General features: G+C 58.9%; 18 protein-coding genes. 2 read left to right on the top strand and 16 right to left on the bottom strand.

What is annotated here, in order from left to right; all coding sequences use genetic code 11:
• Nucleotides 1–125: 125 nt before the first annotated feature.
• The 4 genes from V6607_RS28340 to V6607_RS28325 are packed head-to-tail and all read right to left on the bottom strand — an operon-like array spanning nucleotide 126 to nucleotide 3,593.
• Nucleotides 126–1,283 (bottom strand): ABC transporter ATP-binding protein, encoded by a 1,158-nt coding sequence (locus V6607_RS28340; protein ID WP_008437274.1) that lies wholly within the window; start codon nucleotides 1,281–1,283, stop codon nucleotides 126–128.
• On the bottom strand, nucleotides 1,280–1,933 hold the full coding sequence (locus V6607_RS28335) for an ABC transporter permease (protein ID WP_003215973.1): 654 nt from the start codon (nucleotides 1,931–1,933) through the stop codon (nucleotides 1,280–1,282). Before V6607_RS28335 ends, V6607_RS28340 begins: the two co-directional genes overlap by 4 nt.
• Nucleotides 1,934–1,944: 11 nt before the next feature.
• Nucleotides 1,945–2,838: a glycine betaine ABC transporter substrate-binding protein gene (locus V6607_RS28330; RefSeq protein ID WP_003215975.1), complete on the bottom strand. Its 894-nt coding sequence runs from the start codon at nucleotides 2,836–2,838 to the stop codon at nucleotides 1,945–1,947.
• 38 nt (nucleotides 2,839–2,876) lie between these two features.
• Nucleotides 2,877–3,593 (bottom strand): ABC transporter permease, encoded by a 717-nt coding sequence (locus tag V6607_RS28325; protein ID WP_003215977.1) that lies wholly within the window; start codon nucleotides 3,591–3,593, stop codon nucleotides 2,877–2,879.
• 331 nt (nucleotides 3,594–3,924) lie between these two features.
• On the opposite strand from V6607_RS28325, the gene V6607_RS28320 reads away from it, so the two are divergent.
• On the top strand, nucleotides 3,925–5,508 hold the full coding sequence (locus tag V6607_RS28320; RefSeq protein WP_003215978.1) for a peptide chain release factor 3: 1,584 nt from the start codon (nucleotides 3,925–3,927) through the stop codon (nucleotides 5,506–5,508).
• 168 nt (nucleotides 5,509–5,676) lie between these two features.
• The gene (locus V6607_RS28315; RefSeq protein ID WP_003215984.1) at nucleotides 5,677–5,952 is read left to right on the top strand and encodes a hypothetical protein; all 276 of its coding nucleotides are present in this window, start codon (nucleotides 5,677–5,679) and stop codon (nucleotides 5,950–5,952) included.
• Between the two features lie 113 nt (nucleotides 5,953–6,065).
• Here V6607_RS28315 and V6607_RS28310 read toward each other — a convergent pair whose 3' ends face one another.
• From V6607_RS28310 to V6607_RS28255, 12 genes are all read right to left on the bottom strand, one after another.
• A complete protein-coding gene (locus tag V6607_RS28310; protein WP_003215987.1) occupies nucleotides 6,066–7,037 on the bottom strand; it encodes a peptide ABC transporter ATP-binding protein in 972 nt (323 codons plus the stop codon).
• Nucleotides 7,037–8,005 carry an ABC transporter ATP-binding protein gene (locus V6607_RS28305; protein ID WP_008437263.1) on the bottom strand — a complete coding sequence of 323 codons (969 nt, stop codon included), beginning with the start codon at nucleotides 8,003–8,005 and terminating at the stop codon, nucleotides 7,037–7,039. Before V6607_RS28305 ends, V6607_RS28310 begins: the two co-directional genes overlap by 1 nt.
• Before the next feature lie 10 nt (nucleotides 8,006–8,015).
• Nucleotides 8,016–8,927 (bottom strand): ABC transporter permease subunit, encoded by a 912-nt coding sequence (locus V6607_RS28300; protein ID WP_003215991.1) that lies wholly within the window; start codon nucleotides 8,925–8,927, stop codon nucleotides 8,016–8,018.
• A 10-nt stretch (nucleotides 8,928–8,937) separates the two neighbouring features.
• Nucleotides 8,938–9,948, bottom strand: a complete 1,011-nt coding sequence (locus tag V6607_RS28295; protein ID WP_003215992.1) for an ABC transporter permease subunit — start codon at nucleotides 9,946–9,948, stop codon at nucleotides 8,938–8,940.
• 74 nt (nucleotides 9,949–10,022) lie between these two features.
• Complete coding sequence (locus V6607_RS28290; RefSeq protein WP_087694613.1) at nucleotides 10,023–11,621, bottom strand: ABC transporter substrate-binding protein; 1,599 nt, start codon at nucleotides 11,619–11,621, stop codon at nucleotides 10,023–10,025.
• An 81-nt stretch (nucleotides 11,622–11,702) separates the two neighbouring features.
• Nucleotides 11,703–13,100 (bottom strand): OprD family porin, encoded by a 1,398-nt coding sequence (locus tag V6607_RS28285; RefSeq protein ID WP_003215995.1) that lies wholly within the window; start codon nucleotides 13,098–13,100, stop codon nucleotides 11,703–11,705.
• A gap of 171 nt (nucleotides 13,101–13,271) precedes the next feature.
• Nucleotides 13,272–14,876, bottom strand: a complete 1,605-nt coding sequence (locus tag V6607_RS28280; protein WP_087694611.1) for an ABC transporter substrate-binding protein — start codon at nucleotides 14,874–14,876, stop codon at nucleotides 13,272–13,274.
• A gap of 304 nt (nucleotides 14,877–15,180) precedes the next feature.
• Nucleotides 15,181–16,809: an ABC transporter substrate-binding protein gene (locus V6607_RS28275; RefSeq protein WP_003216000.1), complete on the bottom strand. Its 1,629-nt coding sequence runs from the start codon at nucleotides 16,807–16,809 to the stop codon at nucleotides 15,181–15,183.
• Between the two features lie 258 nt (nucleotides 16,810–17,067).
• Nucleotides 17,068–18,669, bottom strand: coding sequence for an ABC transporter substrate-binding protein (locus tag V6607_RS28270; RefSeq protein ID WP_134327323.1), 1,602 nt, complete (start codon nucleotides 18,667–18,669; stop codon nucleotides 17,068–17,070).
• 135 nt (nucleotides 18,670–18,804) lie between these two features.
• Complete coding sequence (locus tag V6607_RS28265; protein WP_256662374.1) at nucleotides 18,805–21,177, bottom strand: hypothetical protein; 2,373 nt, start codon at nucleotides 21,175–21,177, stop codon at nucleotides 18,805–18,807.
• A complete protein-coding gene (locus tag V6607_RS28260; protein WP_134327322.1) occupies nucleotides 21,174–21,485 on the bottom strand; it encodes a hypothetical protein in 312 nt (103 codons plus the stop codon). The genes V6607_RS28265 and V6607_RS28260 overlap by 4 nt, the downstream gene beginning before the upstream one ends.
• 119 nt (nucleotides 21,486–21,604) lie before the next feature.
• Nucleotides 21,605–24,952, bottom strand: coding sequence for a DUF6543 domain-containing protein (locus tag V6607_RS28255; protein ID WP_023659189.1), 3,348 nt, complete (start codon nucleotides 24,950–24,952; stop codon nucleotides 21,605–21,607).
• Nucleotides 24,953–25,011: the final 59 nt, after the last annotated feature.

Raw genomic sequence — 25,011 nt, 5'->3', positions numbered from 1 at the left:
CAGTGAAGATCCAATGTGGGAGCGGGCTTGCTCGCGAATGCGGTGTATCAGCCAATGCATCCGGTGACTGACACTCCGCCTTCGCGAGCAAGCCCGCTCCCACATTTTGACCGCTGTGTGTCAGGTCAGGCCAGTGCTGTCTCGGCAGGCGACACAATGCTGGTCTTGCCCCCACGGGACTTACCGGAACTCAGATACTCGGCAATCGACTCCTGGGTCACTTCCCCCAGGAACACCCGCTCCGCATCCATCACCGGCAACCACGAGCGGTTGAACTCGTACATGCGCGACAACAGGATGCGCAAATGCTCGTCGTACGCCGCCGTGGCGTTGAATTCCCGCAGGTACTGGCCGCAGGTACCGGTCTGACGATGCAGGTCGCGACGTCGCACATAACCCAGGGCCTTGTTCTCGGCATCGGTGACCACCACGTAGCGACGGTCCAGCTCATCCATCTGCTCCAGGGCATCCGCCACCGGGGTTTCCGGGCTGACCGACGGCGCGTTGTCCGCCGCATCTTCAGCCTTCACCAGCAGCAGGCGCTTGAGGGTGCTGTCCTGGCCAACGAAGTTGCTGACGAACTCGTCGGCAGGGTGGGCCAGCAGGGTGTCCGGGTGGTCGATCTGCAGCAGCTTGCCGGCGCGGAAGATCGCGATCTTGTCACCCAGCTTGATGGCTTCGTCGATGTCGTGGCTGACCATGATCACGGTCTTGTTCAGCGCGCGCTGCATCTCGAAAAACTCGTTCTGGATCATCTCGCGGTTGATCGGGTCGACCGCGCCGAACGGCTCATCCATCAGCAGCAACGGTGCATCCGCCGCCAGGGCGCGGATCACGCCGATCCGCTGTTGCTGGCCGCCGGACAGCTCACGCGGGTAGCGATGCAGGTACTGCTTGGGTTCGAGCTTGATCATGCTCATCAACTCGCGGGCGCGGTCGTGGCATTTCTGCTTGTCCCAGCCCAGCAGCTTGGGCACCACCACGATGTTCTCTTCGATGGTCATGTTCGGGAACAGACCGATCTGCTGGATCACGTAGCCGATGTTGCGACGCAGGGTCACTTCGTCGAGGTCTGTGGTGTCTTCGCCGTTGATCAGGATCTTGCCGGAGGTCGGCTTGATCAGGCGGTTGATCATCTTCAGCGTGGTGCTCTTGCCGCAGCCCGAGGGGCCGAGGAATACGCAAATTTCGCCTTCGTTGACGGTCAGGCTTACGGAATCAACGGCGGTGATGGTCTTGCCGTTGCTTTGGAAGGTCTTGGTCAGGTTTTGAAGTTCGATCATTTGAGCAGTCCTTTTGGAGTCAGCGTGCGTTGCAGCCATTGCAGAAGCAGGTCGGCGAAGATGGCCAGGAGACTGACCAGCACGGCGCCAACGATCAGCATCGACATGTCGCTGCGGCTGATGGAAGCCAGAATAAGTACACCCAGGCCACCGGCGCCGATGGTGGCGGCGATGGTCATCACACCAATGTTCATGACGACGGCGGTGCGCACACCGGCGAGGATCACCGGTACGGCAATCGGCAGCTCGACCATGCGCAAGCGCTGGCCGAAGGTCATGCCGATGCCTTTGGCGGCCTCGCGAATGCCTGGCTCAACGCCGGTGAGGGCGAGGTAGGTGTTACGCATGATGGGCAACAGGGAATAGAGGAACACGGCGGTGATCGCCGGCATCGGCCCCAGGCCCTGGCCGAACTTGGAGTAGAACGGCAGCAGCAGGCCGAACAGCGCGATCGACGGCACGGTCAGCAACACCGTGGCACTGGCTTGCAATGGGCCGGCGAGCGTCGGGAAGCGGGTCATCAGCACGCCCAGGGGCACGCCGACGACGATTGCGAGGATCACTGCAATGCCGACCAGGGTGATGTGCTGCCAGGTCAGGTGCAGGACTTGGGCCCAATCAAGATGGGAAAAGGCGTTCAGGAATTCCATGTCTTCTCCTCTTAGTTGATCGGATGCTGGCGCAGGAAATCTGCGGCCACGGCGGACGGGCTTTCGTGGTCGACGTCGACCCGCGCGTTCAGCTGGCGCATGGTTTCGTCGTCGAACAGCGCAGCCAGTGGCTTGAGATCAGCGGCCAGTTGCGGATGGGCATCGAGGTAAACCTGACGCACCACCGGCGCGGCGGTGTAGTCCGGGAAGTAGTGCTTGTCGTCTTCCAGCAGCTTCAATTTGAAGGCGTTCAGGCGACCGTCGGTGGTGTAGACCAAGCCGGCAAACACCTGGCCATTACGCAGCGCGGTGTACACCAGGCCGGCGTCCATCTGCCGGGTGTTCTTGCGGGTCAGGTTCATGTCGTACAGCTTGACCATGCCGGCCATGCCGTCGGAACGGTTGGCGAACTCGGTGTCCAGGGCCACCAGGCGGTTTTCCTTGGTTTTCTCGGCCAGTGCCGCGGTCAGGTCGCTGATGCTGTTGATCTGCGGGAATTCCTTGGCCACGTTCTCTGGCAGGGCCAGGGCGTAGGTGTTGCTGAATTTCGACGGGGAGAGCCAGACCAGGCCTTTTTTCGCGTCGAGTTCTTTCACTCGGGCGTAGGACTGTTCGCTGTCGAGCTTCTCGTCGACGTGGTTGTAGGCCACCAGCGACACGCCGGTGTATTCCCAGATCAGGTCCAGTTGCCCGCTTTCCTGGGCACTGCGTGCCAGGTTGCTGCCCAGGCCGCCGGTCACACGGGTGTCGTAACCCTTGGTGCGCAGGTACTGGGAGGTGATTTCGGCGAGCAGGGTCTGTTCAGTGAACACCCGGGCGCCGATGCGGATGACCGGTTTTTCAGCGGCTTGCGCAAACCCTGCGAACAGCAGGACGCAGCTCAATATCAATGTCAGTTTTTTCATGTGAATTCCTGTTTCAGGCCCAAGACGGGGCCAAAGCCTTAAGACGGACGCAACCCGCGTTCCAGCCAAAGGCGGCTGGCCATGGTCACCAGACCGTCGAGCAGCAAGGCCAGCAGCGCGGTGCATGCGGCGCCGAGCAGCAGTTGCGGCTGATTGTTCAGGGCGATGCCGGGGAAGATCAGGCTGCCCAGGCTGTTGGCGCCAATCAGGAACGCCAGGGGCGCGGTACCGACGTTGATCGCCAGGGCCACGCGCACACCGCCGATGATGATCGGCACGGCGTTGGGCAATTCCACGCGAAACAGCACCTGGCGCGGCGTCATGCCGATGCCGACGGCGGCTTCTTTCAGGGAACCTTGAACGTTTTTCAGGCCTTCATAGGTGTTGCGCACGATGGGCAGCAACGAGGCGAGGAACAGCGCGAAGATCGCGGGGCCGCTGCCGATGCCAAGGACACCGAGGGCGATGGCCAGTACGGCCAGGGGAGGGACGGTATTGCCGATGTTGAAGATCTGCATGAAGCGTTCTGCGCGCCCGACCATGTTGGGTCGGCTCAGCAGGATACCGGCGGGAATCCCTACGATCAGGGCGGCCAGCATCGAAACAAGGACGAGGATCAAGTGAGCTTGCAGGTAAAACAACAAATCGTCGCGGTACAGTTCGATCGTGTTGATGCCGATCCAGTGGACCAGCAGGGCCAGGAGAGCGACGACAACCGCTCCTCCTATCAGCCCTTTGCCATAGCGAATAGCCACAGGCGGACTCCTTTTTTCTTTTGTCGGCGAACACATTTCCGAGCGGCAATGCCATTCCTGGCTGTCGGCGAATGTGGTCGCGAATAGCAGCTCGCCCCTACCGGCAACGCGGTATGCGGTCGAGCCATGAGCGCAGCCTCGTCAGGCTAACTTGCTGATTTTTCAGCCCCTGTTACGAGTGCGATAGCAGGGGAGTGGACGTCTCTACCTTTTAAAAGGTTCCATACTTGGCAGCAATTAGCCACCCCCAATGGGGTGAACGGTGGTCCGTCACCCCGGGTTTGCGCTATACTCGCCGCCCTTTTTTGACTCACCTGCCAGGCGATTTCCCATGACCCACCAGGCCGCCGAAGTCGCGAAACGCCGCACTTTCGCCATTATTTCCCACCCCGATGCCGGTAAAACCACCATCACCGAAAAGCTGTTGCTGATGGGCAAGGCGATCGCGGTGGCCGGCACGGTGAAATCCCGTAAATCCGACCGCCATGCCACCTCCGACTGGATGGAAATGGAAAAGCAGCGTGGTATTTCCATTACCACGTCGGTCATGCAGTTCCCGTATCGCGACCACATGATCAACCTGCTCGACACCCCGGGCCACGAAGACTTCTCCGAAGACACCTACCGCACCCTGACGGCGGTGGACTCGGCGCTGATGGTCCTCGACGGCGGTAAAGGCGTCGAGCCCCGCACCATCGCGCTGATGGACGTGTGCCGCCTGCGGGATACGCCGATTGTCAGCTTTATCAACAAACTCGACCGTGACATCCGCGACCCGATCGAACTGCTGGACGAAATCGAAGCCGTCCTGAAGATCAAGGCCGCGCCGATCACCTGGCCGATTGGTTGCTACCGCGACTTCAAGGGCGTGTACCACCTGGCCGACGACTACATCATTGTGTACACCGCCGGCCACGGCCACGAACGTACCGATGTGAAAATCATCGAGAAGCTCGACTCCGACGAAGCCCGCGCCCACCTGGGTGACGAGTACGACCGGTTTGTCGACCAGCTGGAACTGGTGCAGGGCGCCTGCCACGAGTTCAACCAGCAGGAATTCCTCGACGGCCAGCTGACGCCGGTGTTCTTCGGTACCGCCCTGGGCAACTTTGGTGTCGATCACGTGCTGGACGCCGTGGTCAATTGGGCACCCAAGCCGCTGGCCCGGGTTGCCAACGAGCGTACCGTGGAGCCTGTGGAAGAGAAATTCGCCGGCTTCGTGTTCAAGATCCAGGCGAACATGGACCCCAAGCACCGCGACCGTATCGCCTTCATGCGTATCTGCTCCGGCAAATACGAAAAAGGCATGAAGATGCGCCACGTGCGTACCGGCAAGGACGTGCGCATCGGCGACGCCCTGACCTTTTTCTCCTCCGAGCGTGAGCAACTGGAAGAAGCGTATGCCGGCGACATCATCGGCTTGCACAACCACGGCACCATCCAGATCGGTGACACCTTCACCGAAGGCGAAGTGCTGGGCTTCACCGGTATCCCGCACTTCGCCCCGGAACTGTTCCGCCGCGTACGCCTGCGTGACCCGCTGAAATCCAAGCAACTGCGCCAAGGTTTGCAGCAGTTGGCGGAAGAGGGTGCCACCCAGGTGTTCTTCCCGGAACGCAGCAACGACATCATCCTCGGCGCCGTCGGTGTGCTGCAGTTCGATGTAGTGGCCAGTCGCCTGAAAGAGGAATACAAGGTGGAATGCTCCTATGAGCCGATCACCGTGTACTCCGCGCGCTGGATCGACTGCAGCGATAAGAAGAAGCTGGAAGAGTTCAAGATCAAGGCCGTGGAAAACCTCGCGATCGACGGCGGTGGTCACCTGACCTACCTGGCCCCGACTCGGGTCAACCTGGCGCTGATGGAAGAGCGCTGGCCGGATGTGAAATTCCGCGCGACCCGTGAGCATCACTAAGGGTTAGCGATATAAGAGAGGGCGAAGCTGTGATGGCTTCGCCTTTTTCTTTGGCTGCTATTCAGGTTGTTTCATTGGCGAAAACTTCAGTTCGGGACTAGTTTGAAGCAAGGCGACGGCGGACAGCTGTCGTACGCAGTTCAACTCCTGACTGGGCGGAATTCGACCATGAGTATCTTTCAACGTGTGGTGCTGTTGCTCAAAGTGCTGGTGATGATGTCATTGGGCATGTCTGCCGCGTGGGCCAATACGGCTGTGCAAAGCCATGGCACGGGGTTTGTGGCGGCGAAGACGGTGCAGGCGGGTGGCTTGCAGTTGGCCAAGAGTGAATCCGAGCCCGGTGACGAAAACCAGGGCGGTTCCAAGGACGATGACGATGCCGAGAACCCGGACAATGATGGCGAAGACAGCGACACCTACAACGATGGCGACAGCGATACATAAGTAACGCAGGCAAAAGAAAGCCCCGCTTGCCGAACAGATGCGCTATCCGACAAGCAGGGCTGTAGAACACTGGAATGCTCTGGACTCACCCTCCAGAGCATTTTTTTTGCACGTCAGACCACAAATTGCTCCGCGTAGTGGCAAGCCACCTGGCGGTTGTCCAGAGGTCGCAGCACCGGTTCATCGGTGCTGCACAGCTGGGTCGCGTACGGGCAGCGCTTGTGGAAGGCGCAGCCGGATGGCGGGTTCAACGGGTTGGGCAACTCGCCGACGATTTTGATCTTCGGTTTGTTCGGGTCCGGATGAATGGTCGGGGTCGCCGACAGCAGCGCCTGGGTGTACGGGTGCAGCGGGCGTGCGTAGATGTCTTCCTTTGGACCGACTTCAACCGGGCGGCCGAGGTACATCACCATTACGTCGTCGGCGACGTGCTGCACCACCGCGAGGTTGTGGGAGATGAACACGTAGGCGGTGTTGAATTCCTGCTGCAAATCCATGAACAGGTTCAGCACCTGGGCCTGGATCGATACGTCCAGCGCCGAGGTCGGTTCATCCGCCACCAGCACCTTGGGTTGCAGCATCATCGCCCGCGCCAGTGCGATTCGCTGGCGCTGGCCGCCGGAGAACATGTGCGGGTAGCGCTGATAATGCTCAGGGCGCAGGCCCACTTGCTTCATCATCGCCTGGACCTTTTCCCGGCGCTCGGCGGCAGACAGGTTGGTGTTGATCAGCAGCGGCTCGCCCAGTTGGTCGCCGACCTTCTGGCGCGGGTTCAGCGAGGCGTAAGGGCTCTGGAACACCATCTGCACGTCTTTGCGCAGTTGCTTGCGCTGGGCCTTGTCGGCACCGGCGACTTCTTGCCCGGCGATTTTCAGCGAGCCGGAAGACGGCTCTTCAATCAAGGTCAGGGCGCGGGCCAGGGTGGATTTGCCGCAACCGGACTCGCCCACGACCGCGAGGGTCTTGCCGGCTTCGAGCTCGAACGACACACCGTTGAGTGCGCGCACCAGGGCATGGCCCTTGAACAGGCCACGGGACACTTCGTAGTGACGGGTCAGGTCGCGGGCGGTAAGTACGACGGCCATTACGCCACCTCCTGGTTCAGCGGGTAGAAGCAGCGGGCAAGGCTGTTGCTTTTCGGGTCAAGGCCCGGGCGTTGGGCGCGGCAGGACTCCTGCACATACGGGCACCGCGGCGACAGCAGGCAACCCTGCGGGCGGTCATAACGGCCGGGAACGATACCCGGCAGCGTGGCCAGGCGCGTGGCGCCGAGGCTGTGCTCGGGGATCGCCTTGAGCAACGCTTCGCTGTACGGGTGCGCCGGGATGTCGAACAACTGCGGCACCTGGCCAACTTCCACGGCTTGGCCTGCGTACATCACGCACACGCGCTGGGCGGTTTCGGCCACTACCGCGAGGTCGTGGGTGATCAGCACCAGGCCCATGTTCTGCTCTTTCTGCAAGGCCAGCAGCAGGTCCATGATCTGGGCCTGGATGGTCACGTCGAGCGCAGTAGTCGGTTCATCGGCGATCAGCAGTTTCGGCTCGCCGGCAATCGCCATGGCGATGGCCACACGTTGGCTCATACCACCGGACAGCTGGTGCGGGTAGGCATCCATACGGCTGGCTGCGCCCGGGATTTCCACCTTTTCGAGCAGTTCGATGGCACGCTTGCGCGCTTGCTTGCCGGACATCTTCAAATGCAGGCGCAGCACTTCTTCGATCTGGAAACCCACGGTGTAGCTGGGGTTCAGGGCGGTCATCGGGTCCTGGAACACCATCGCCAGGTCTTTGCCGACGATCTGCCGACGCTGGCGGTTGCTCAGCTTGAGCATGTCCTTGCCGTCGAAGTTCAGGGCGTCGGCAGTGACGATGCCGGGGTGCTCGATCAGGCCCATCAGCGCCATCATGGTCACGGATTTACCCGAACCCGACTCGCCAACGATCGCCAGTACTTCGCCTTTGTCGACGGAGATGTCGAGGCCATCGACCACCGGCACGGCGGTCTTGTCGCCGAAGCGGACATTGAGATTCTTGATTTCTAGCAGTGACATGGGAATCTCCTCAGGCGGCGTTCTTGAGTTTCGGGTCCAGCGCATCGCGCAGGCCGTCGCCCATCAGGTTGATTGCCAGCACGCTGAGCAAAATGGTCAAGCCAGGCAGGCTCACGACCCACCAGGCGCGTTCGATGTAGTCGCGGGCCGAAGCCAGCATGGTGCCCCACTCAGGGGTTGGCGGTTGTACGCCAAGGCCCAGGAAGCCCAGGGCGGCAGCATCGAGAATCGCCGAGGAGAAACTCAGGGTGGCCTGAACGATCAGCGGCGCCATGCAGTTCGGCAGCACGGTGACGAACATCAGGCGCGGCAGGCCGGCGCCGGCGAGGCGGGCGGCAGTCACGTAGTCACGGTTCAGTTCGCCCATCACCGCAGCGCGGGTCAGACGGACATAGGACGGCAGCGACACGATCGCGATCGCAATCACGGTGTTGATCAGGCCAGGGCCGAGGATCGCGACAATCGCCACAGCCAGCAGCAGCGACGGCAGGGCCAGCATGATGTCCATCAGGCGCATGATGGTCGGGCCGAGCAGGCGCGGGAAGAAACCGGCGAACAGGCCCAGCAGGATCCCCGGGATCAGCGACATCACCACCGACGACAAGCCGATCAGCAACGACAGGCGCGAACCCTGGATCAGGCGCGACAGCAGGTCACGCCCGAGTTCATCGGTGCCCAGCAGGAACTGGATCTGCCCACCTTCCAGCCAGGCCGGAGGGGTCAGCAGGAAGTCACGGTATTGCTCGCTCGGGTTATGCGGGGCCACCCAAGGGGCAAAGAGCGCGCAAAACACCACCAGCAACATGAACAGCAGGCCGGCAACGGCGCCCTTGTTCTTGGAAAAGGCTTGCCAGAATTCTTTGTACGGGGACGGGTACAGCAGGCTTTGATCGACTGCTACCGCGGGAGTAGGTGTGGTCATGGTCATGATCTCAGCGCTGGTGACGGATGCGTGGGTTGGCGAAGCCGTAGAGGATATCCACCACGAAGTTCACCAGAATCACCAGGCAGGCGATTAACAGGATGCCGTTTTGCACCACGGGATAATCCCGTGCGCCAATGGCTTCGATCAGCCATTTGCCGATGCCGGGCCACGAGAAGATGGTTTCGGTCAGGACCGCCCCGGCCAGCAATGTGCCGACTTGCAGGCCGACCACGGTGAGTACCGGGATCAAGGCGTTACGCAGGCCGTGGACGAACACCACGCGTGCCGGCGACAGGCCCTTGGCCTTGGCGGTGCGGATGTAGTCTTCGCGCAGTACTTCGAGCATCGACGAACGGGTCATCCGCGCGATAACGGCCAGCGGGATGGTGCCGAGCACGATGGCCGGCAGGATCAGGTGGTGCAACGCGTCCCAGAATGCGTCCGGCTCGTCGGCCAGCAGGGTGTCGATCAGCATGAAGCCGGTGCGCGGCTCGATGTCGTAGAGCAGGTCGATCCGTCCGGAGACTGGCGTCCAGCCCAGGCTGACGGAGAAGAACATGATCAGGATCAGGCCCCACCAGAAGATCGGCATCGAATATCCCGCCAGGGAGATGCCCATCACCCCATGGTCGAACAGGGATCCTCGCTTCAAGGCCGCGATCACCCCGGCTAACAGCCCCAGGATGCCGGCGAACAACAGGGCGGCCATGGACAGTTCCAGGGTCGCAGGGAAAAGGGCGGTGAATTCAGTCCACACGCTGGTACGGGTGCGCAGGGATTCGCCGAGGTCGCCGTGGGCGAGCTTGCCGACATAATCCAGGTATTGCGCGTAGAGCGGTTTATTCAGACCAAGGCGTTCCATTGCCTGAGCGTGCATCTCGGGGTCGACTCGTCGTTCGCCCATCATGACTTCGACGGGGTCGCCAGGGATCATGCGAATCAACGCGAAGGTCAGCAAGGTGATGCCGAAAAACGTGGGGATCAATAACCCCAATCGGCGGGCAATAAAACTAAACATCTTGTTGTGTACCTCAATCAGCCGGTTAGGCAGGTTCGGCACCGTCAATGTCGACGGTGCCGAGCGTCTCTTATCTACTTCACCTGGGTGGTGGCGAAGTTATTTGTGGTCAGAGGGCTTTGGGTATAACCCTCGACGTTTTTACGCATGGCGGTGAACATTTTCGGGTAAGCCATGGGAATCCATGGTTGGTCCTTGTCGAAAACGTCCATTGCTTGTTCATAGAGTGCAGCGCGCTGGGTGGGTTCAGCGATGGCGCGCGCCTTGTCGATCAAGTCTTGAAACTCCTTGTTACACCAGCGGGCGTAGTTTTCGCCGTTTTTCGCTGCATCGCAACTCAAGTTCGGGGTGAGGAAGTTATCCGGGTCCCCGTTATCCCCCGCCCAGCCGGCGGAGACCATGTCATGTTCGCCATTCTTGGCGCGCTTGAGCATTTCGCCCCATTCCATGACCTTGATGTTCACTTTCAGGCCGATCTGCGCCAAATCCGCCTGCATGCGCTGGGCGCCGAGCATTGGGTTGGGGTTGGTCGGGCCGCCGCCGTTGCGGGTGAACAGGGTGAACTCGGTGCCTTCCGGTACGCCGGCTTCCTTGAGCAGGGCGCGGGCCTTGTCGAGGTCGCGGGGCGGGTTTTTCAGCTTGTCGCTGAAACCCAGCAGGGTTGGCGGGTACGGGCCGGTGGCGTCGACGGCGTTGCCTTTGCCGTACAGGGATTCGTTGTAGCCCTTCTTGTCGAACGCGATGTTGATCGCGTGACGCACCCGCGCGTCGCTCATGTATTTGTGGGTGGTGTTCAGCGCGGTGTAGGCGGTGGTCATCGCTGCCAGTTCCGCCACCTTCAGGTTCGGGTCGGCCTTCATGCTCGGCACGTCATCCGGTTTCGGATACAGCGCGATCTGGCATTCGTTGGCCTTGAGCTTTTGCAGGCGCACGTTGTTGTCGGTGGTGATGGCCAGGATCAGCGGGTCAGCCGGCGGCTTGCCACGGAAGTAGTCCGGGTTGGCCTTGAAGCGCACTTGGGCGTCTTTGGCGTAGCGGGTGAAGATGAACGGGCCGGTGCCGATGGGCTTGGCGTTCAGGTCATCGGTCTTGCCGGACTTGAGCAACTGGTCGGCGTATTCGGCGGAGTGAATCGAGGAAAACGCCATGGCCAGGTCGGCCAGGAACGGTGCTTCAGGGCGGGTCAGGGTGAAGACCACGGTGTGGTCATCGGTCTTCTCTACGCTCTTGAGCAGTTCCTTGAAGCCCATGCTTTCAAAGTATGGGTAGCCCACGTTGGACTTTTTGTGCCACGGGTGATTCGGGTCCAGCTGGCGCTGGAAGCTCCAAAGCACGTCGTCGGCGTTCATGTTGCGCGTGGGTTTGAAGTAGTCGGTGGTGTGGAACTTGATGTCGTCACGCAGGTGAAAGGTGTAGGTCAGGCCATCGGCGCTGATCTCGGGCAGGTCTTTGGCCAGTGCCGGGATCACTTCGGTGGTGCCGGGCTTGAAGTCCACCAGGCGGTTGAAGATGGTTTCGGCCGCGGCGTCGGCGGTGACAGCCGTGGTGTACAGGACCGGATCGAAGCCTTCCGGGCTGGCTTCGGTGCAGACGACCAACGGTTTGGCCGAGATGCCGACAGCAACGCTCAACAGCGCAGCGGCAATGGCGGCTTGTAACGGGAGCATTTTCATCTAAGAGCCCTCTGCAATCGATTGGACCAGACAAGCGTAGGCGGCGGGCCCGTCCTGAGCCCGCCGCCGACCTGGCGCTGATTAAAGAATGTTGAACGGGATGGTGGTCACCAGGCGGAACTCACGCAGGTTGCCGTCAGCCTGGTTGGCGCTGGCACGGTGAGTCACGTAGGTACCACGAATGGTGGTGGCCTTGAGTGCGCCGCTCTGGATCGCGTAAGCCGCGCCTACACCGTATTCCTGGTGCTTCTCGCCGTCCTGGGCCTGAATGCCGTTGTAGGCAAAGCCAGCGCGGCCGCCGTCGCCGGTGTAGTGAGTACCGTCGATACCCCAGCCACGTGCCGAGTAGACGTTGAACTTCAGGCCCGGCACGCCGTATTCGGCCATGTTGATGCCGTAGGCGATCTGGAAGGACTTCTCGTTCGGACCGTTGAAGTCGGACGTCAGGGAGTTGGCCAGGTAGATGCCGTTGGTTTCGTGCAGGTAGTCGAAGTACTCGTCGCCGTTCACGGCCTGGTAGGAGAAGGTCAGGCTGTGAGCCTGGTGGGTCAGGCCGAACGACAGCGAGTAGGTGTCGTTGTCGATCTTGCCCATCAACTTTTTGCCTTCGTCGACGGTCTTGTAGTAGTTCAGGCCCGTGGTCAGGGACAGGGTCTGGCTGTCACCCAGCTCGTGGGTAGCACCGAAGTAGTACTGGTTCCAGAAGTCTTCCACGTTAGCGGCGAACAGGCTGGTCTTCAGGCTCTTGAACGGCTGGTAGTTGACGCCCAGGGTGTTGACCTTGTCGGTTTCCTGGCGACCATTGCCGTATTCAGTACGGAATTTCGACAGGCTCTGCTCGGTCCGTGGCGAAACGCGGTCGAACACGCCGCCCTGGAAGGACAGGTTGCTGAACTCTTCGCTGTTGAAGCTCACACCTTCGAAGCTCGAAGGCAGCGCACGGTTACCGATGGTGTCGATGATGCCGCTGCTGAAGTTCTGGCGACCGGCGGTCAAGGTGGTGTTCGAGACACGGAACTTGACGTTGGCCAGGCCCAGTTTGCTCCACTGGTCTACAGCGTCGCCGTCGGAGTCGGCCAGGGTACGGTTGGAGCCGCCCTTGATGTCGCGCTTGCTGCGGTCCAGGACCAGAGCGTTGTAGACCGCCACTTCAGTGCTCACGCCAACGGTGCCTTGGGTGAAACCCGAGGTAGCGTTGAGGATGGTGCCTTGCACCCAGTTGGTACGGTAGTTGTCAGTACGGGCTTCGCCGTGCTTCTGGTAAGTGAACTTGCTGCCACGGAAGCGTTGTTCGTTGGAGAACCAGTTACGGGTTGTACCGCCCAGGCTTGCGCCATCGATAAAGCCTTTGGCCTCGCTTTGGGCGCTGGTGCCGGCCAGTGTGGTTGGAACGAAGTCCTGGCTTGCAGGATCAGCGTAGGCGTTAGCCGTGATGCTGCTGATGGCCAGGGCCAGTAGCGCGGTGCTGCTCAGTTTCATGGGTGAAGCTCCTTTGGTTCTCTTTTTAATGCCGGTCTTTTTAGGTGAACCGGCTATTGGGTGTGTAACTCGTTCAAGCCTTTGCAAACGTTTGCCCATGGGTAAAACCCGAAATAAGGCTGCACGTTTGCAGCAAGGCGAATGCTCGCCCTGCGCAATCCGGTTATCTTTTTATGGGTTGATGCTGACGCCCGAGAACACGTTGCGGCCGAAGGGGCTCACTTTGAAACCTTCGACTTTGGCGCTTAACGGCTGGTTGACCGTCGAGTGGGCGACTGGCGTGATCGGCACCTGCTGCTTGAGCAGTTGCTGCGCCTGTTTGTATAGAACAGTCCTTTGTTCGCGGTCGGTGACGACCTTGGCTTGCTTGATCAGCTTGTCGTACGCCGGGTCACACCACATGGAGTAGTTGTTCCCGCCGATGGCGTCGCAGCTGTAGAGGGTGCCCAGCCAGTTGTCCGGGTCACCGTTGTCGCCGGTCCAGCCGATCAGGCTGATGTCATGCTCGCCATTCTTGGTGCGCTTGATGTACTCGCCCCATTCATAGCTGACGATCTTCACCTTGAGACCAATCTTCGCCCAATCGCTTTGCAGCATTTCGGCCATCAGCTTGGCGTTGGGGTTGTACGGCCGTTGTACCGGCATCGCCCACAGGGTGATCTCGGTACCTTCCTTCACGCCGGCAGCCTTGAGCAGTTCCTTGGCTTTTTCCGGGTTGTAGGCGGCGTCCTTGATGGTGTCGTCGTAAGACCACTGGGTCGGCGGCATGGCGTTGACCGCCAGTTGCCCCGCGCCCTGGTACACGGCGTTGAGGATGCTCTGCTTGTTCACCGCCATGTCCAGGGCCTGGCGCACTTCGAGCTGGTCGAAGGGCTTGTGCCGCACGTTATAGGCGATGTAGCCCAGGTTGAAACCCGGCTTGGTCAGCAGTTGCAGATTCGGATCGGCCTTCAGGGCTTCGACGTCGGCCGGGCGCGGGTGCAAGGTGATCTGGCATTCGCCGGCCTTGAGCTTTTGCACCCGTACCGAGGCGTCGGTGTTGATCGCAAAAATCAGCTGGTCGAGCTTCACGCGGCTCGGGTCCCAGTACTGTTTGTTGCCGGTGTAGCGAATCTGCGAGTCTTTCTGGTAGCGCTGGAACACGAACGGCCCGGTGCCGATCGGCTTCTGGTTGATGTCGCTGGGCTTGCCGACCTTGAGCAAATGGTCGGCGTATTCAGCCGACAGGATCGAGGCGAAGCTCATGGCGATGTTCTGGATAAACGCGGCGTCGACCGTGTTCAGGGTCATCACCACGGTGTGCGGGTCGGTTTTCTCGACCTTGGCGATATTCTTGTTCAGGCTCATCCCGTTGAAGTACGGAAACTCGGTGGGGTAGGCCTTGCGGAACGGGTGTTCGGGGTCAAGCATGCGATTGAAGGTGAACAGCACGTCGTCGGCGTTGAAGTCGCGCGTCGGCTTGAAGTCCTTGTTGCCGTGGAATTTCACCCCTTCACGCAGGTGGAAGGTATAGGTCAGGCCGTCTTCGGAAATATCCCAACGGGTTGCCAGGCCCGGTACGACATTGGTCGCGCCTTTTTCAAACTCGGCCAAGCGGTTGTAGATAGGCTCGGCGGCGTCGTTATCGGTGGCCGTCGTGTATTGCGCGGTGTCGAAGCCCGCCGGGCTGCCTTCGGAGCAAAACACCAGGCTCTTTTTCTCGGCAGCCTGGCCCATCGAGGCCACAGCCAGCAGGCTGGTGCCAAATATCGCGGATAGAACGGTGGTATGGCGCATAACAATCCCGATCCTTGTTTGTTGTTTTCGTCAGTGAGCAATCGCAAGGTCATTCACGACCTTGCGACAACACTGATCCCACAACGGCAGTTGCCCTACAGAGACGATGCGTCCGCCGTACCACGACGTTATGGGTCGGGAGCCGGGCAGTAAATGCAACGAATCTGACAGACCTTGTAGGTAACGGAGCCGCGATTCGCAGTTAGCTGCCGTAGGACGGCAGCGTGTGCGGAGGTGGTCTGTTTCCTACGGTCTTGGCGGATGCAATAACGGCGACGTTATGAAACGTCGCCGCCAGAGATCCTTACTTGCCGCTTACGCTCACGCCGTAGAAGGAGTTCAAGCCAAATGGGCTGATCTTGAAGTCCTGCACGTTGTTGCGCATGGGTTGATACACCGTCGAGTGCGCGATAGGTGTCATCGGGACTGCATCTTTGAGGATATGTTGCGCCTGCTTGTACAGCTCGGTGCGTTTGGCTACGTCGGAAGTCGCCTTGGCTTCTTTCACGATGCCGTCGAATTTCTTGTCGCACCACTTGGAGAAGTTGTTGCCGGCCAGGGAATCGCAGCCGAACAGCACGTTCAGCCAGTTGTCCGGGTCACCATTGTCGCCGCTCCAGCCAATGATCATGGCCTGGTTCTCGCCGCCTTTGGAACGCTTGATGTACTCGCCCCACTCATAGCTGACGATGTTCACTTTCAGGCCGATCTGTTTCCAGTCGTTCTGCAGCATCTCGGCCATCAGCTTGGCGTTCGGGTTGTACGGACGCTGGACCGGCATCGCCCACAGGGTGATCTCGGTGCCTTCCTTGACGCCGGCTTCCTTGAGCAGAGCCTTGGCTTTGGTCACATCAAACGGCGCATCCTTGATGGTGGTGTCATAGGACCACTGGGTTGGCGGCATGGCGTTGACAGCCAGTTGGCCTGCGCCCTGGTACACCGAGTCGATGATCTGCTGCTTGTTCACCGACATGTCCAGGGCCTCACGCACGCGCAGGTCGGACAGCGGGTTAGGCGCGGTCTGGCCCTTGAGGACCGGCATTACGTTGTAGGCGATGTAGCCCAGGTTGAAACCGGCCTGGTGCGGCAGTTTCAGGTCCTTGTCTTCACCCAGCGCCTTGAGGTCGGCCGGACGTGGGAACAGGGTCACCTGGCATTCGTTTTTCTTCAGCTTCTGGATACGCACCGACGGGTCGGTAGTGATGGCGAAGATCAGGTTGTCGATCTTCACGTCTTCAGGTTTCCAGTAATCCTTGTTGCCGGTGTAACGGATGTTGGAGTCTTTCTGGTAGCTCTTGAACACGAACGGACCAGTGCCGATTGGCTTCTGGTTGATGTCCTGTGCCTTGCCTTCCTTCAACAGCTGGGCGGCGTATTCAGCCGACTGGATGGAGGCGAAGCTCATTGCCAGGTTCTGGATGAAGGCGGCGTCCACGGTGCCAAGGGTGAACTTGACGGTGTGGTCATCGACTTTCTCAATGTTCTTGATGTTGGTGTCCATACCCATGTCCGTGAAGTACGGGAACTCGGTCGGGTAGGCTTTACGGAACGGATCGTCTTTATTGATCATCCGGTTGAAGGTGAACAGTACGTCGTCAGCCGTGAATTCACGAGTTGGCTTGAAGTACGGGGTGGTGTGGAACTTGACGCCTTCACGCAGGTGGAAGGTGTACGTCAGGCCATCCGGGGAAACGTCCCAGGTCGTGGCGAGCCCAGGAACAACAGCGGTGCCGCCGCGCTCGAACTGGGTCAGACGGTTGAACATGGTTTCGGCCGAAGCATCGAAGTCTGTTCCGGTGGTGTACTGGCCTGGATCAAAACCGGCCGGGCTCCCTTCGGAGCAGAACACCAGGTTGCTCGCCGCTTGGGCGAAAGGTGCAGCAGCCATTAAACCGGCGCTGACTAATAACGGAATGACTGCGTGTTTAAGCATGTTGGCCTCATGATTTGTTGTCATTTTTGGTAGTGAGGGCGACCTCGTGAGTCGACCTGCGGATACTTATGCAGGGCCCATACCCAATGCAAGATGTTGAGAGCCTACAACGGCTAAACAGTGGTACGAACGTACACGAATGTCGCATATGTGTAAGTTCAGACACATTTACGCACTTTTGAGGGTTTTTTTCGGTGCGAGGGCTGCACCAGGAATGCCCAGCCGAGGCGTCTGGCGCACTCGGTTGGGGCGCGGCTGTTACTTATTCAGACTGACGCCGTAGAAGGGAGTGAGTCCAAAAGGACTGATCTTGAAGTCCTGCACTTCCTTTCGCAGGGGCTGGAAAACCGTCGAGTTTGCGATAGGCGTTATAGGTACTTGTTCCTTAAGGATTTTTTGTGCCTGTTGATACCACTTGATGCGCTGCTCGCGGTCGCTGCTGACCTTGGCCTGCTGCACCAGTTTGTCGTAGGCCGGGTTACACCATTTTGCATAGTTGCTGCCCTTCACCGCGGCACAACTGTAGAGCACGCCCAGCCAATTATCCGGGTCGCCGTTGTCGCCGGTCCAGCCGTAGATCATCACGTCGTGCTCGCCGGCTTTGGCGCGTTTGATGTACTCGCCCCACTCATAGCTGACGATATTGGCCTTGATGCCAATCTTTTCCCAATCCTGCTGGATCATCTGCGCCGACATCCGGGCATTGGGATTCGAAGCGCGTTGTACGGTCATCGCCCACAGGTTGAGGGTGGTACCTGGTGCAACCCCTGCTTCTTTTAGTAGCGCCCGCGCCTTGGCCGGATCGTAGGGCGCGTCCTTGATTGTCGGGTCATAAGACCACTGGGCCGGAGGCAGGGCGTTCTGCGCCAATTGTCCGGCGCTCTGGTACACCGCCTTGATGATTGCCGGCTTGTCGATGGCCATGTCCAGCGCCTGGCGCACCTTGAGCTGGTCCAGGGGCGGGTGGGTCACGTTGTAGGCGAGAAAGCCCAGGTTGAAGCCGGCTTGCTGAAGAACCCGCAGGTTGGGGTCTTGCTTCATCACTTCGATGTCGGAAGGGCGCGGGTAACCGCTGACCTGGCACTCGCCGGCCTTGAGCTTTTGCAGGCGCACGGCGGCGTCCGGGGTGATCGAGAACACCAGGTTGTCGAGCTTCACATCTTCGGGCTTCCAATACTGTTTATTGGCGCTGTAGCGAATCTGCGAATCCTTCTGGTAACGCTTGAACACAAATGGCCCGGTGCCCACCGGCTTCTGATTGATGTCCGCGGCCTTGCCTTCCTTGAGCAATTGCGCGGCATATTCGGCGGACTGCACCGAGGCGAAGCTCATGGCCAGGTTCTGCACGAAGGAGGCGTCAACGTTGTTCAGGTTGAAGCGCACGGTGTGCTCGTCGAGTTTTTCGACGCTCTTGATCGTGGTGTTCAAGCCCATGTCGGTGAAGTAGGGCGACTCCGATGGATAGGCCTTGCGGAACGGGGTCTCGGGATCCAGCAGGCGCTGGAAGGTGAAGAGCACGTCGTCGGCGTTGAAATCACGGGTCGGGGTGAAATAGTCGGTGGTGTGGAACTTGACGCCATCGCGCAGGTGGAAGGTATACATCAGGCCGTCTTTGGACACGTCCCAATTGGTTGCCAGGCCGGGTTCGACTTCAGTGCCGCCACGCTTGAACTGGGTCAGGCGGTTGAACACGGTTTCGGCGGAGGCATCGAAATCGGTGCCGCTGGTGTACTGGCTGGGGTCGAAGCCGGCAGGGCTGGCTTCGGAGCAGTAGACCAGGGTGCTGGCTGCCTGGGCCATGGGCATGAATGCCAGCAGGCCGGCAGCAAGGAGCAGCGGTTTTAAGGTGATTCTTTCCATGGAGACCCCTGAAGTGGCAGGCAAATAGTGCCCGAACGAAAACGGCAGTCACCGAGGTTACCGCCGTTCTTGTCACTCAGGTAGAGATAAGCATGCGAGGCCCCAGTGTCTCCGGGATTCGGCTATTCCAGGTCGCTACGATTTAGCCGGAAAGTGTTCGGGTTTATAAGTGAACGCCCACCACTTGAGCGGATTCCAGTACGGGTTGCTCTTTGACGGCTTGAATTTCTTGATCCGCGCCATTTCTTCGCTGACATACTGTTCAGCCTCAGCTCTTACTGCGGTACGGACGTTATCGGTGATCTGAATATTTTGTGCGGATAAGTTCTCCAGGTAGATTTTTTCTACCTTGTCAATGGCAGCTTTTATCTCTTCAGGGGCCAGGTTGGCACTCAAGGTGCCGCTATAACCTTTGACAGGGCGGCCAATCAACTTTTGGAATTGAGCGGCAAACGAAGCATCCCCACCGGTTGCGGAATCACATGACAGCAGGCGCACGTTGTCGAACTCTTCCGGATGGATCCCTTTGCTGTGAAGCGTATCCAGCAATTCTTCCGGACTATTGAGCTTTCCATCATAAGAAACTTTTGCGACCCCGGTAGTCTCATCGACTTTACCGTGTACCAGTATGTTCAATCGCTGGGCCGAACCTTGTTTGTTCACATCCACGAACGTGTAAAGTTTATCGTTGATAGTGTTCAGGCTATCTATTTCTCCACTGAGAATACTGGTTTTTTCAGCAGTAGAAAAAAGGGCCTCGCCGACCGGCAGATTTTTAACCGTTTTCAGGGGCGGCAGTTCGATGCCGTCTACGTTGATAGATGCCGGGGGGACCTCTGGTCCACTCGACTCAATTTCATTTAAAGACGGGTCCGGATGACTATCGCCGGATACTTTCGAAACGCGTGTCAGCTCAAATTCGCTCTTCTGCGAATTATAGTTCCAGCGGTAGTCTTCAGTAACGGTGGAGTTGAACGTGATCGGAGTTTCACCCAGGCTCGCCTCGACCAAACCGGGTGCAACTTCGTGTGCCAGCATCAGGCTTGAGATGACGGCCGCAGCAGTTCCCCCTGTGCGCTCGCCTGCGGTCTTGCCATAGAGGCTGTCATGCACGCCAAACACGATATTGCCTATATTGCCAACAATGGGCAGATTACCAAAGGTTTTGCCCCAGGTGTCTTTCACCGACTTCCAGGCTTGCTGCGAGGCACCAAACACATCCGTCTGGTCGGCCCACACCGCATTGTTGGCGTTCTGCTCCTGATAGTGGGGGGCGATACCTTTGTTCAGATCGCCAAATTGCAGCCCATAACCTGCTTTTCGCGATTCGGTGTAGTTGAATAGCTCTCGTACCGGCACGGATTTATCTTTGTACCAGTGTTCGTACCCCGGATATCGCGACCGATTATCCTGGATCAGGCTGTCGAGCACCGCCCCGGCCGGTGGCCAGTGGGCATTGTGTCGCCCTTGCATATCACCGGTATTGAAACGGCGCATCAATTCATCACGATTGTCTTTGGCCCAGTTCGCAAATTCGTCATCGCCTTTTATCTCGCGGACAGCGCCGTTCTTCAAGTCGATCATGACTCCCTGATTGGGGCGATTGGCGGTATTGCCATCGTAAGGCGTGTAGGGGATAAAGGCATACCCGCTCATGGGGTAGCCGTAAATATTGGGGATAATCACTTGCCCATTCTTGTCCAGCGTGCGATTCACCGCTTCCTGGCCGGCAGGGCTTAACCTTGCGAAATTTTCCGTGTCACTACGAAGGCTCAGCAACGTGCCCCGTGTTACATAGGCGTCTGCTTTTCCCGATCGCTCTGCTATTGTTCCGGAGCCCTCGCGCATCGGCGCGGCTATGTCTTTCTCCCAGCGAGCTTGAAGTTGTCGGCCGAACGCTTCCAAATCATTGATTTTTGTCCGGTCTTTTTTTTCTATTTCCATTTCAGGAAAATTTAAAACCCCACCACGTGCGGGTCTGTCGTGCGCTAGAGCACCCGCTGCAATTTCCCATGCGAAATAAGTGTGTGTCTGGGTATCAGAGAGATTTTGTGCTGTGCCCATACCGACATAGGTATTGAACGTTACCGTGAACTTTTCATGCGGGTCGAACCCGGCTGCCAATAAACCCCCACTGAAGTATCCTGCGGGGTCCATGAACAGGCGCACGTTCTGGAACTTGACGTTTCGTTCGCCTTCAGTGCCACTTTCTATATTTTCGATCTGCGTCTTTACACGATTGGCATAGGCATCGATATGAGCCTCTCGCTCATTGTAGATATACCCATCGCCTGGCGCGTGAACAAAGTCGGGTCCGTAAATGGTTGCCTTGTAGATATCAGACTCGTTCCTGGCGGCAGTGCCAACGTTGTCCGTTTCATAAATATCGGTACTCTTCAATGGCGTTGGCGGTATCCGTTCCAGCGCCTCGGTACGTTGTTCTTGAGTCGTACCGGGTAGCGGTGTTTTTGGGTAATGGACAATGTTAAGTTGAACTGAGCTTGTCATTTCAGATTACCTGGCTGGATGTTGATTGCACGCATCTGCGCCGCCATAAACTGTGGATGAGGAGTACGGTGATCTACGCCATGAGTGGTGCAGCGTCCAGGCGTGTTCCGCTCGTTGAGGGTGAGGATGTAGTTGTCCATTGCACGGGTTATAAGTTGAAAAGATTTATCACCAACGCACTTCAATGTGTCCGGACCAGCAGACGCCCGGCGATTAAGCATTTTCTGAAGCTGGTAACCGGTTATTACCGCTGAAACTTCTTGAATTAAGTGCCAGGCAAAAAAAATGCTGCCCGAAGGCAGCGGCATTGCAGTCCTGCTCCCTGAAATGGCAGGTGAACGCTACGCGAACGAGAACGGCGGTCACCACGGTTGCCGCCGTTCGGGTTACCCAGGTTGAGACAAGCGCCTGCGTCGCGGCGATCGCCTTAAAACACCTGTGCGCCGCCATAAACGGTGGACTGTATCCACCGCGGGTCCATAGGATCGCTCCAGACGTGCCGAGGCGGCGTACCACCATCTCCGATCAGGATTTGCCGGCCCTCGTCGCTCCATTCCTGCATGCGTTGTGCGAATTGGCCGTGGTACTCGTTGGCCGGACAAGTGATACCGGCCCATGGGTCCACTATCCACGCATCAGCCCATTCGGGCTCGGCAAATCCAGCGGTCAAGAGGTTAGGCTGACTTGCGGGGCCGCCGACCACGCTGAAGGTGTGTCCCTGCACTTGTGCAATGCGGGCAAAGCCGCCACTGGCGTTAACGGTATCGGTGGCGACCCTGGCCATCTGGTCGCAATTGCCAGCACCCGTTTTCAGGATGACCTCCGAGTAGTTGGGCGCGCCGGTTCGAGTGTATAGCCAGGTCACTATTTCATTGGCCACGTCGCTGCGCAGACTGTTACCGGCATCGGCCAGGGTTTTCTGGTTGGCCGACCGTATACCGGTTGTCTGGAACTGTTCCTCCACCGTTCTCTTGCCCCAACGGGCGTAGGCCTTGTTTTGCTCGTTGACCGTGAGCTGCCCGAAATAGTGAGGCTTTTGAAGGGGCTCAAGTTGTATGGTCTTGGCGGCCACCTCTACCTTCTTGTCCCAGGCATAGACTGCCAGTAGAACTTCACGTTTCTTTTCATCGGACAGTCCGGCCAGGACTCGGTCCAGTTGGGTGGCTTGATCGGGTGTGAAGTTGTATTCAAGGCTCAGTTTTTTTGCCAGTGAGTCCAGGGAGGGCAGTATCACCAGATCGTTATTGTGGGTTTTTCCGGAAATGTCACGATAGAGGTCCTTGTACTCGTCATGCAGCCTGATGATGTCCCTGCTGGCCGGATCGGTGTTTGCGGCGATGCGTTGAAAGTTGAGCGCAGGGTTCGAACCGTCGTATTCGGCCACGTAGTAAATGCCGGTATCGCCCTCGACCACCACATAATCTATTCCTGCGTAGGGTATTTTTATGCCCCTCAGGACGCGCTGGTCATCACTGAGATCACTGATCTGGTCCAGCTTTACAACCACGGTTTCCTGGTTGAGCGCCCGTGGTTGACCGATATCTTCATAGCCGAAGTCCGGCTCATTGAGCACCACCCCGCTGGTTTGGTTGCGGTAGGTAACCGGCGTGTGCCCGGGCACCGACATCAGCTCCTGGCTGGATGTGTCGCTCACTCTATACAGCCTGTGCTCATGCACCACGGTCCGCGCGCCTTCCTGCGTTGGGGCGCCCGGCAAGAGACGCCGATGCTCAAGTGCCTGGGCGTCTTGAGCGACCGATGTATCGGCGTCCTCGATCATTTTTGTGTAGCACAAGCTGTCAATGTTGCGCTTTACGCGGCGCCCAACCGGCGCACAAACGGCTTCAAAATCCTCCAGCGGCTCGGCATGCTCGGTAGGCCCCATCTTGGTCAAGGCGTCCGGTTGTGCGGGGTCGTAGCGGTAAACGTCATCCCCGACCACTACATCGGTATGGGTTGCACGCTTGATCAGGAAGGTCTGGTCTGCGGACAGGCCCTCAGGTACCAGCACGCTTGCCCCTGCAGCTCCCGGCTCGACTTCGCGCGTGAGGGCGATGCGGGTGGAGGACTCAAGGGCTTTCGAGGCCCTCTCTATCCCTTTCTCCACCAGTGAAGTTGCGCCCGAAGCCACCGTCGGCAGCGCATTGAGCACTCCGAACACGATATGGTCGGCCCCGCCTTTCTTGCCGTGCTTGACGTCATCGATGCCGATACCGGCCTCCGCTACGCCGGAGGCGACGTAGAACACCTCGAGGGCCACGGCGACTTCGGGCATCACCAGTGCCAGCGGCGTCATCAGCATCGCGACCTTGGTGGCGGTTTCCAGGCCTTTGAGGATGTTGGCTTTGGTCACGTCGCTGTCGGTGACGATTTGGGTCTCGGCATCCTTGTACGAGCGATCTTTCTGGCGGGCAGTAATGGCCTCGAATGGGTCCTGGGCGAGGGGTTCGGTGGTGATGAAAGTCTGCGGGTTGAATTCATTCAGGCGCTCCAACACATCGGCATCCGGCGCGTCTTTGCGGTGCCAGCCACCCAGCCCGGTCAGTGTCTGGTTCACGCCGTCGGAGAACGTCCGGTCGGCCTGGTCACGCAGCGTGAAATGGGTTGAAAGGGCTTCGCGCTTGGTGGGGTCGGCAGCTTGCTCAGCCAGCCAGTTTTTCATCTGGGCCTGGCTGTCAAAGCGATGAATAGGCGACGAGTTGCCGGGAATATACAAAAGCGTGGGGCTGATGATCTTGCCGTCATCGGTGACCTTGGGGTTTTTGTCGGTGATGTACAGCAGGTCCGAAGATTGAAAACCGTTGATGCTGAGCAGACCCATTTCCAGGCCTGGGTCCTGGGCGGCAGAGGCTTTCAGGTCCTCGACGCGGAGGTTCGACCAGTCTTTATCGGTGGTCAAGTTCGCTGCGCGTAGCGCCAGTTCCTTGTCGCTTGGGCTCAGGCTGCCGGTCTTTTCCTGGAGCAGGATGGCGGCAACGAAGGAGGCCTTGGTCAATGCCGTGTATTTGCTTTCGTGGCTGGGCCAGAACGTATCCAGGAATGTTTTATACGGCGCGGCGCGTTCGGTGTTCCACACCAATTCCCTGAATTGCTCCGGGGTCTTTTTGATCCGCATCGACTCGTTGTATTGCTGGCGCTGGCCGGGCGGGGAGGCGCGGTATATAAACTCATAGGTCTGCTGGGCATTGACGGCAGAGTCAATGGCAAGCCCCGCCTGGCCCAGCGGCGAAAACGTCAGTAGCCGTTCCAGCCAGGTATGCAGGGTCGTGCGTGTTTTTTCCTCGGGCGTCTGGTGTTCATCGGTGTTGTTTTTTTTCTGCACATCTTGCAGGGCCGCCTGGGTCAAGGTTATCCGGTTCAGTACCTTTGCATTGCGAGGAGGCCTTCCCCGTGTCGGGTCGTAGTTGAAGGTAGTAATAAACGTGTTGTCCGGATCAACGTCCTCGCCCCACTTTTTCTTGATTTCGGCCTTGATAAGGTTGGCGGTGCTTTCCAGGGGCGTCTCGAACCCTGTCGTTGCACTGCGAATGTAGTTTTCGACTGTCTTGTTGTATGGCAATCCCGGGATCAACACGTCGTGAGTGTGACGGCGGGGTCGTGATGCGGGAGTGTCGGTGGCCCGATCGGCTGCCTTTACGGGCTGCCCTGGCGAATATGTCTGCCGTGAAGTATCCGTACCTTGGCGGGGTTTTCCCTGTTCTTCGGCAATACCTGCCGAGGAGGGGGTATCAAGGAAGAAGCCGTTGTTTGCCGCGATGGAACCTATGGTGGTCATATGACAAATCCTGATGTGCATGGTGTGCAGGAATGATGTGATGTCCGCCATAGGTGGTT

Source organism: Pseudomonas sp. KK18 (genome assembly GCF_037094675.1).
In the GTDB taxonomy this organism is placed as follows: domain Bacteria; phylum Pseudomonadota; class Gammaproteobacteria; order Pseudomonadales; family Pseudomonadaceae; genus Aquipseudomonas.
This window is presented reverse-complemented; position numbering and strand designations above follow the sequence as displayed.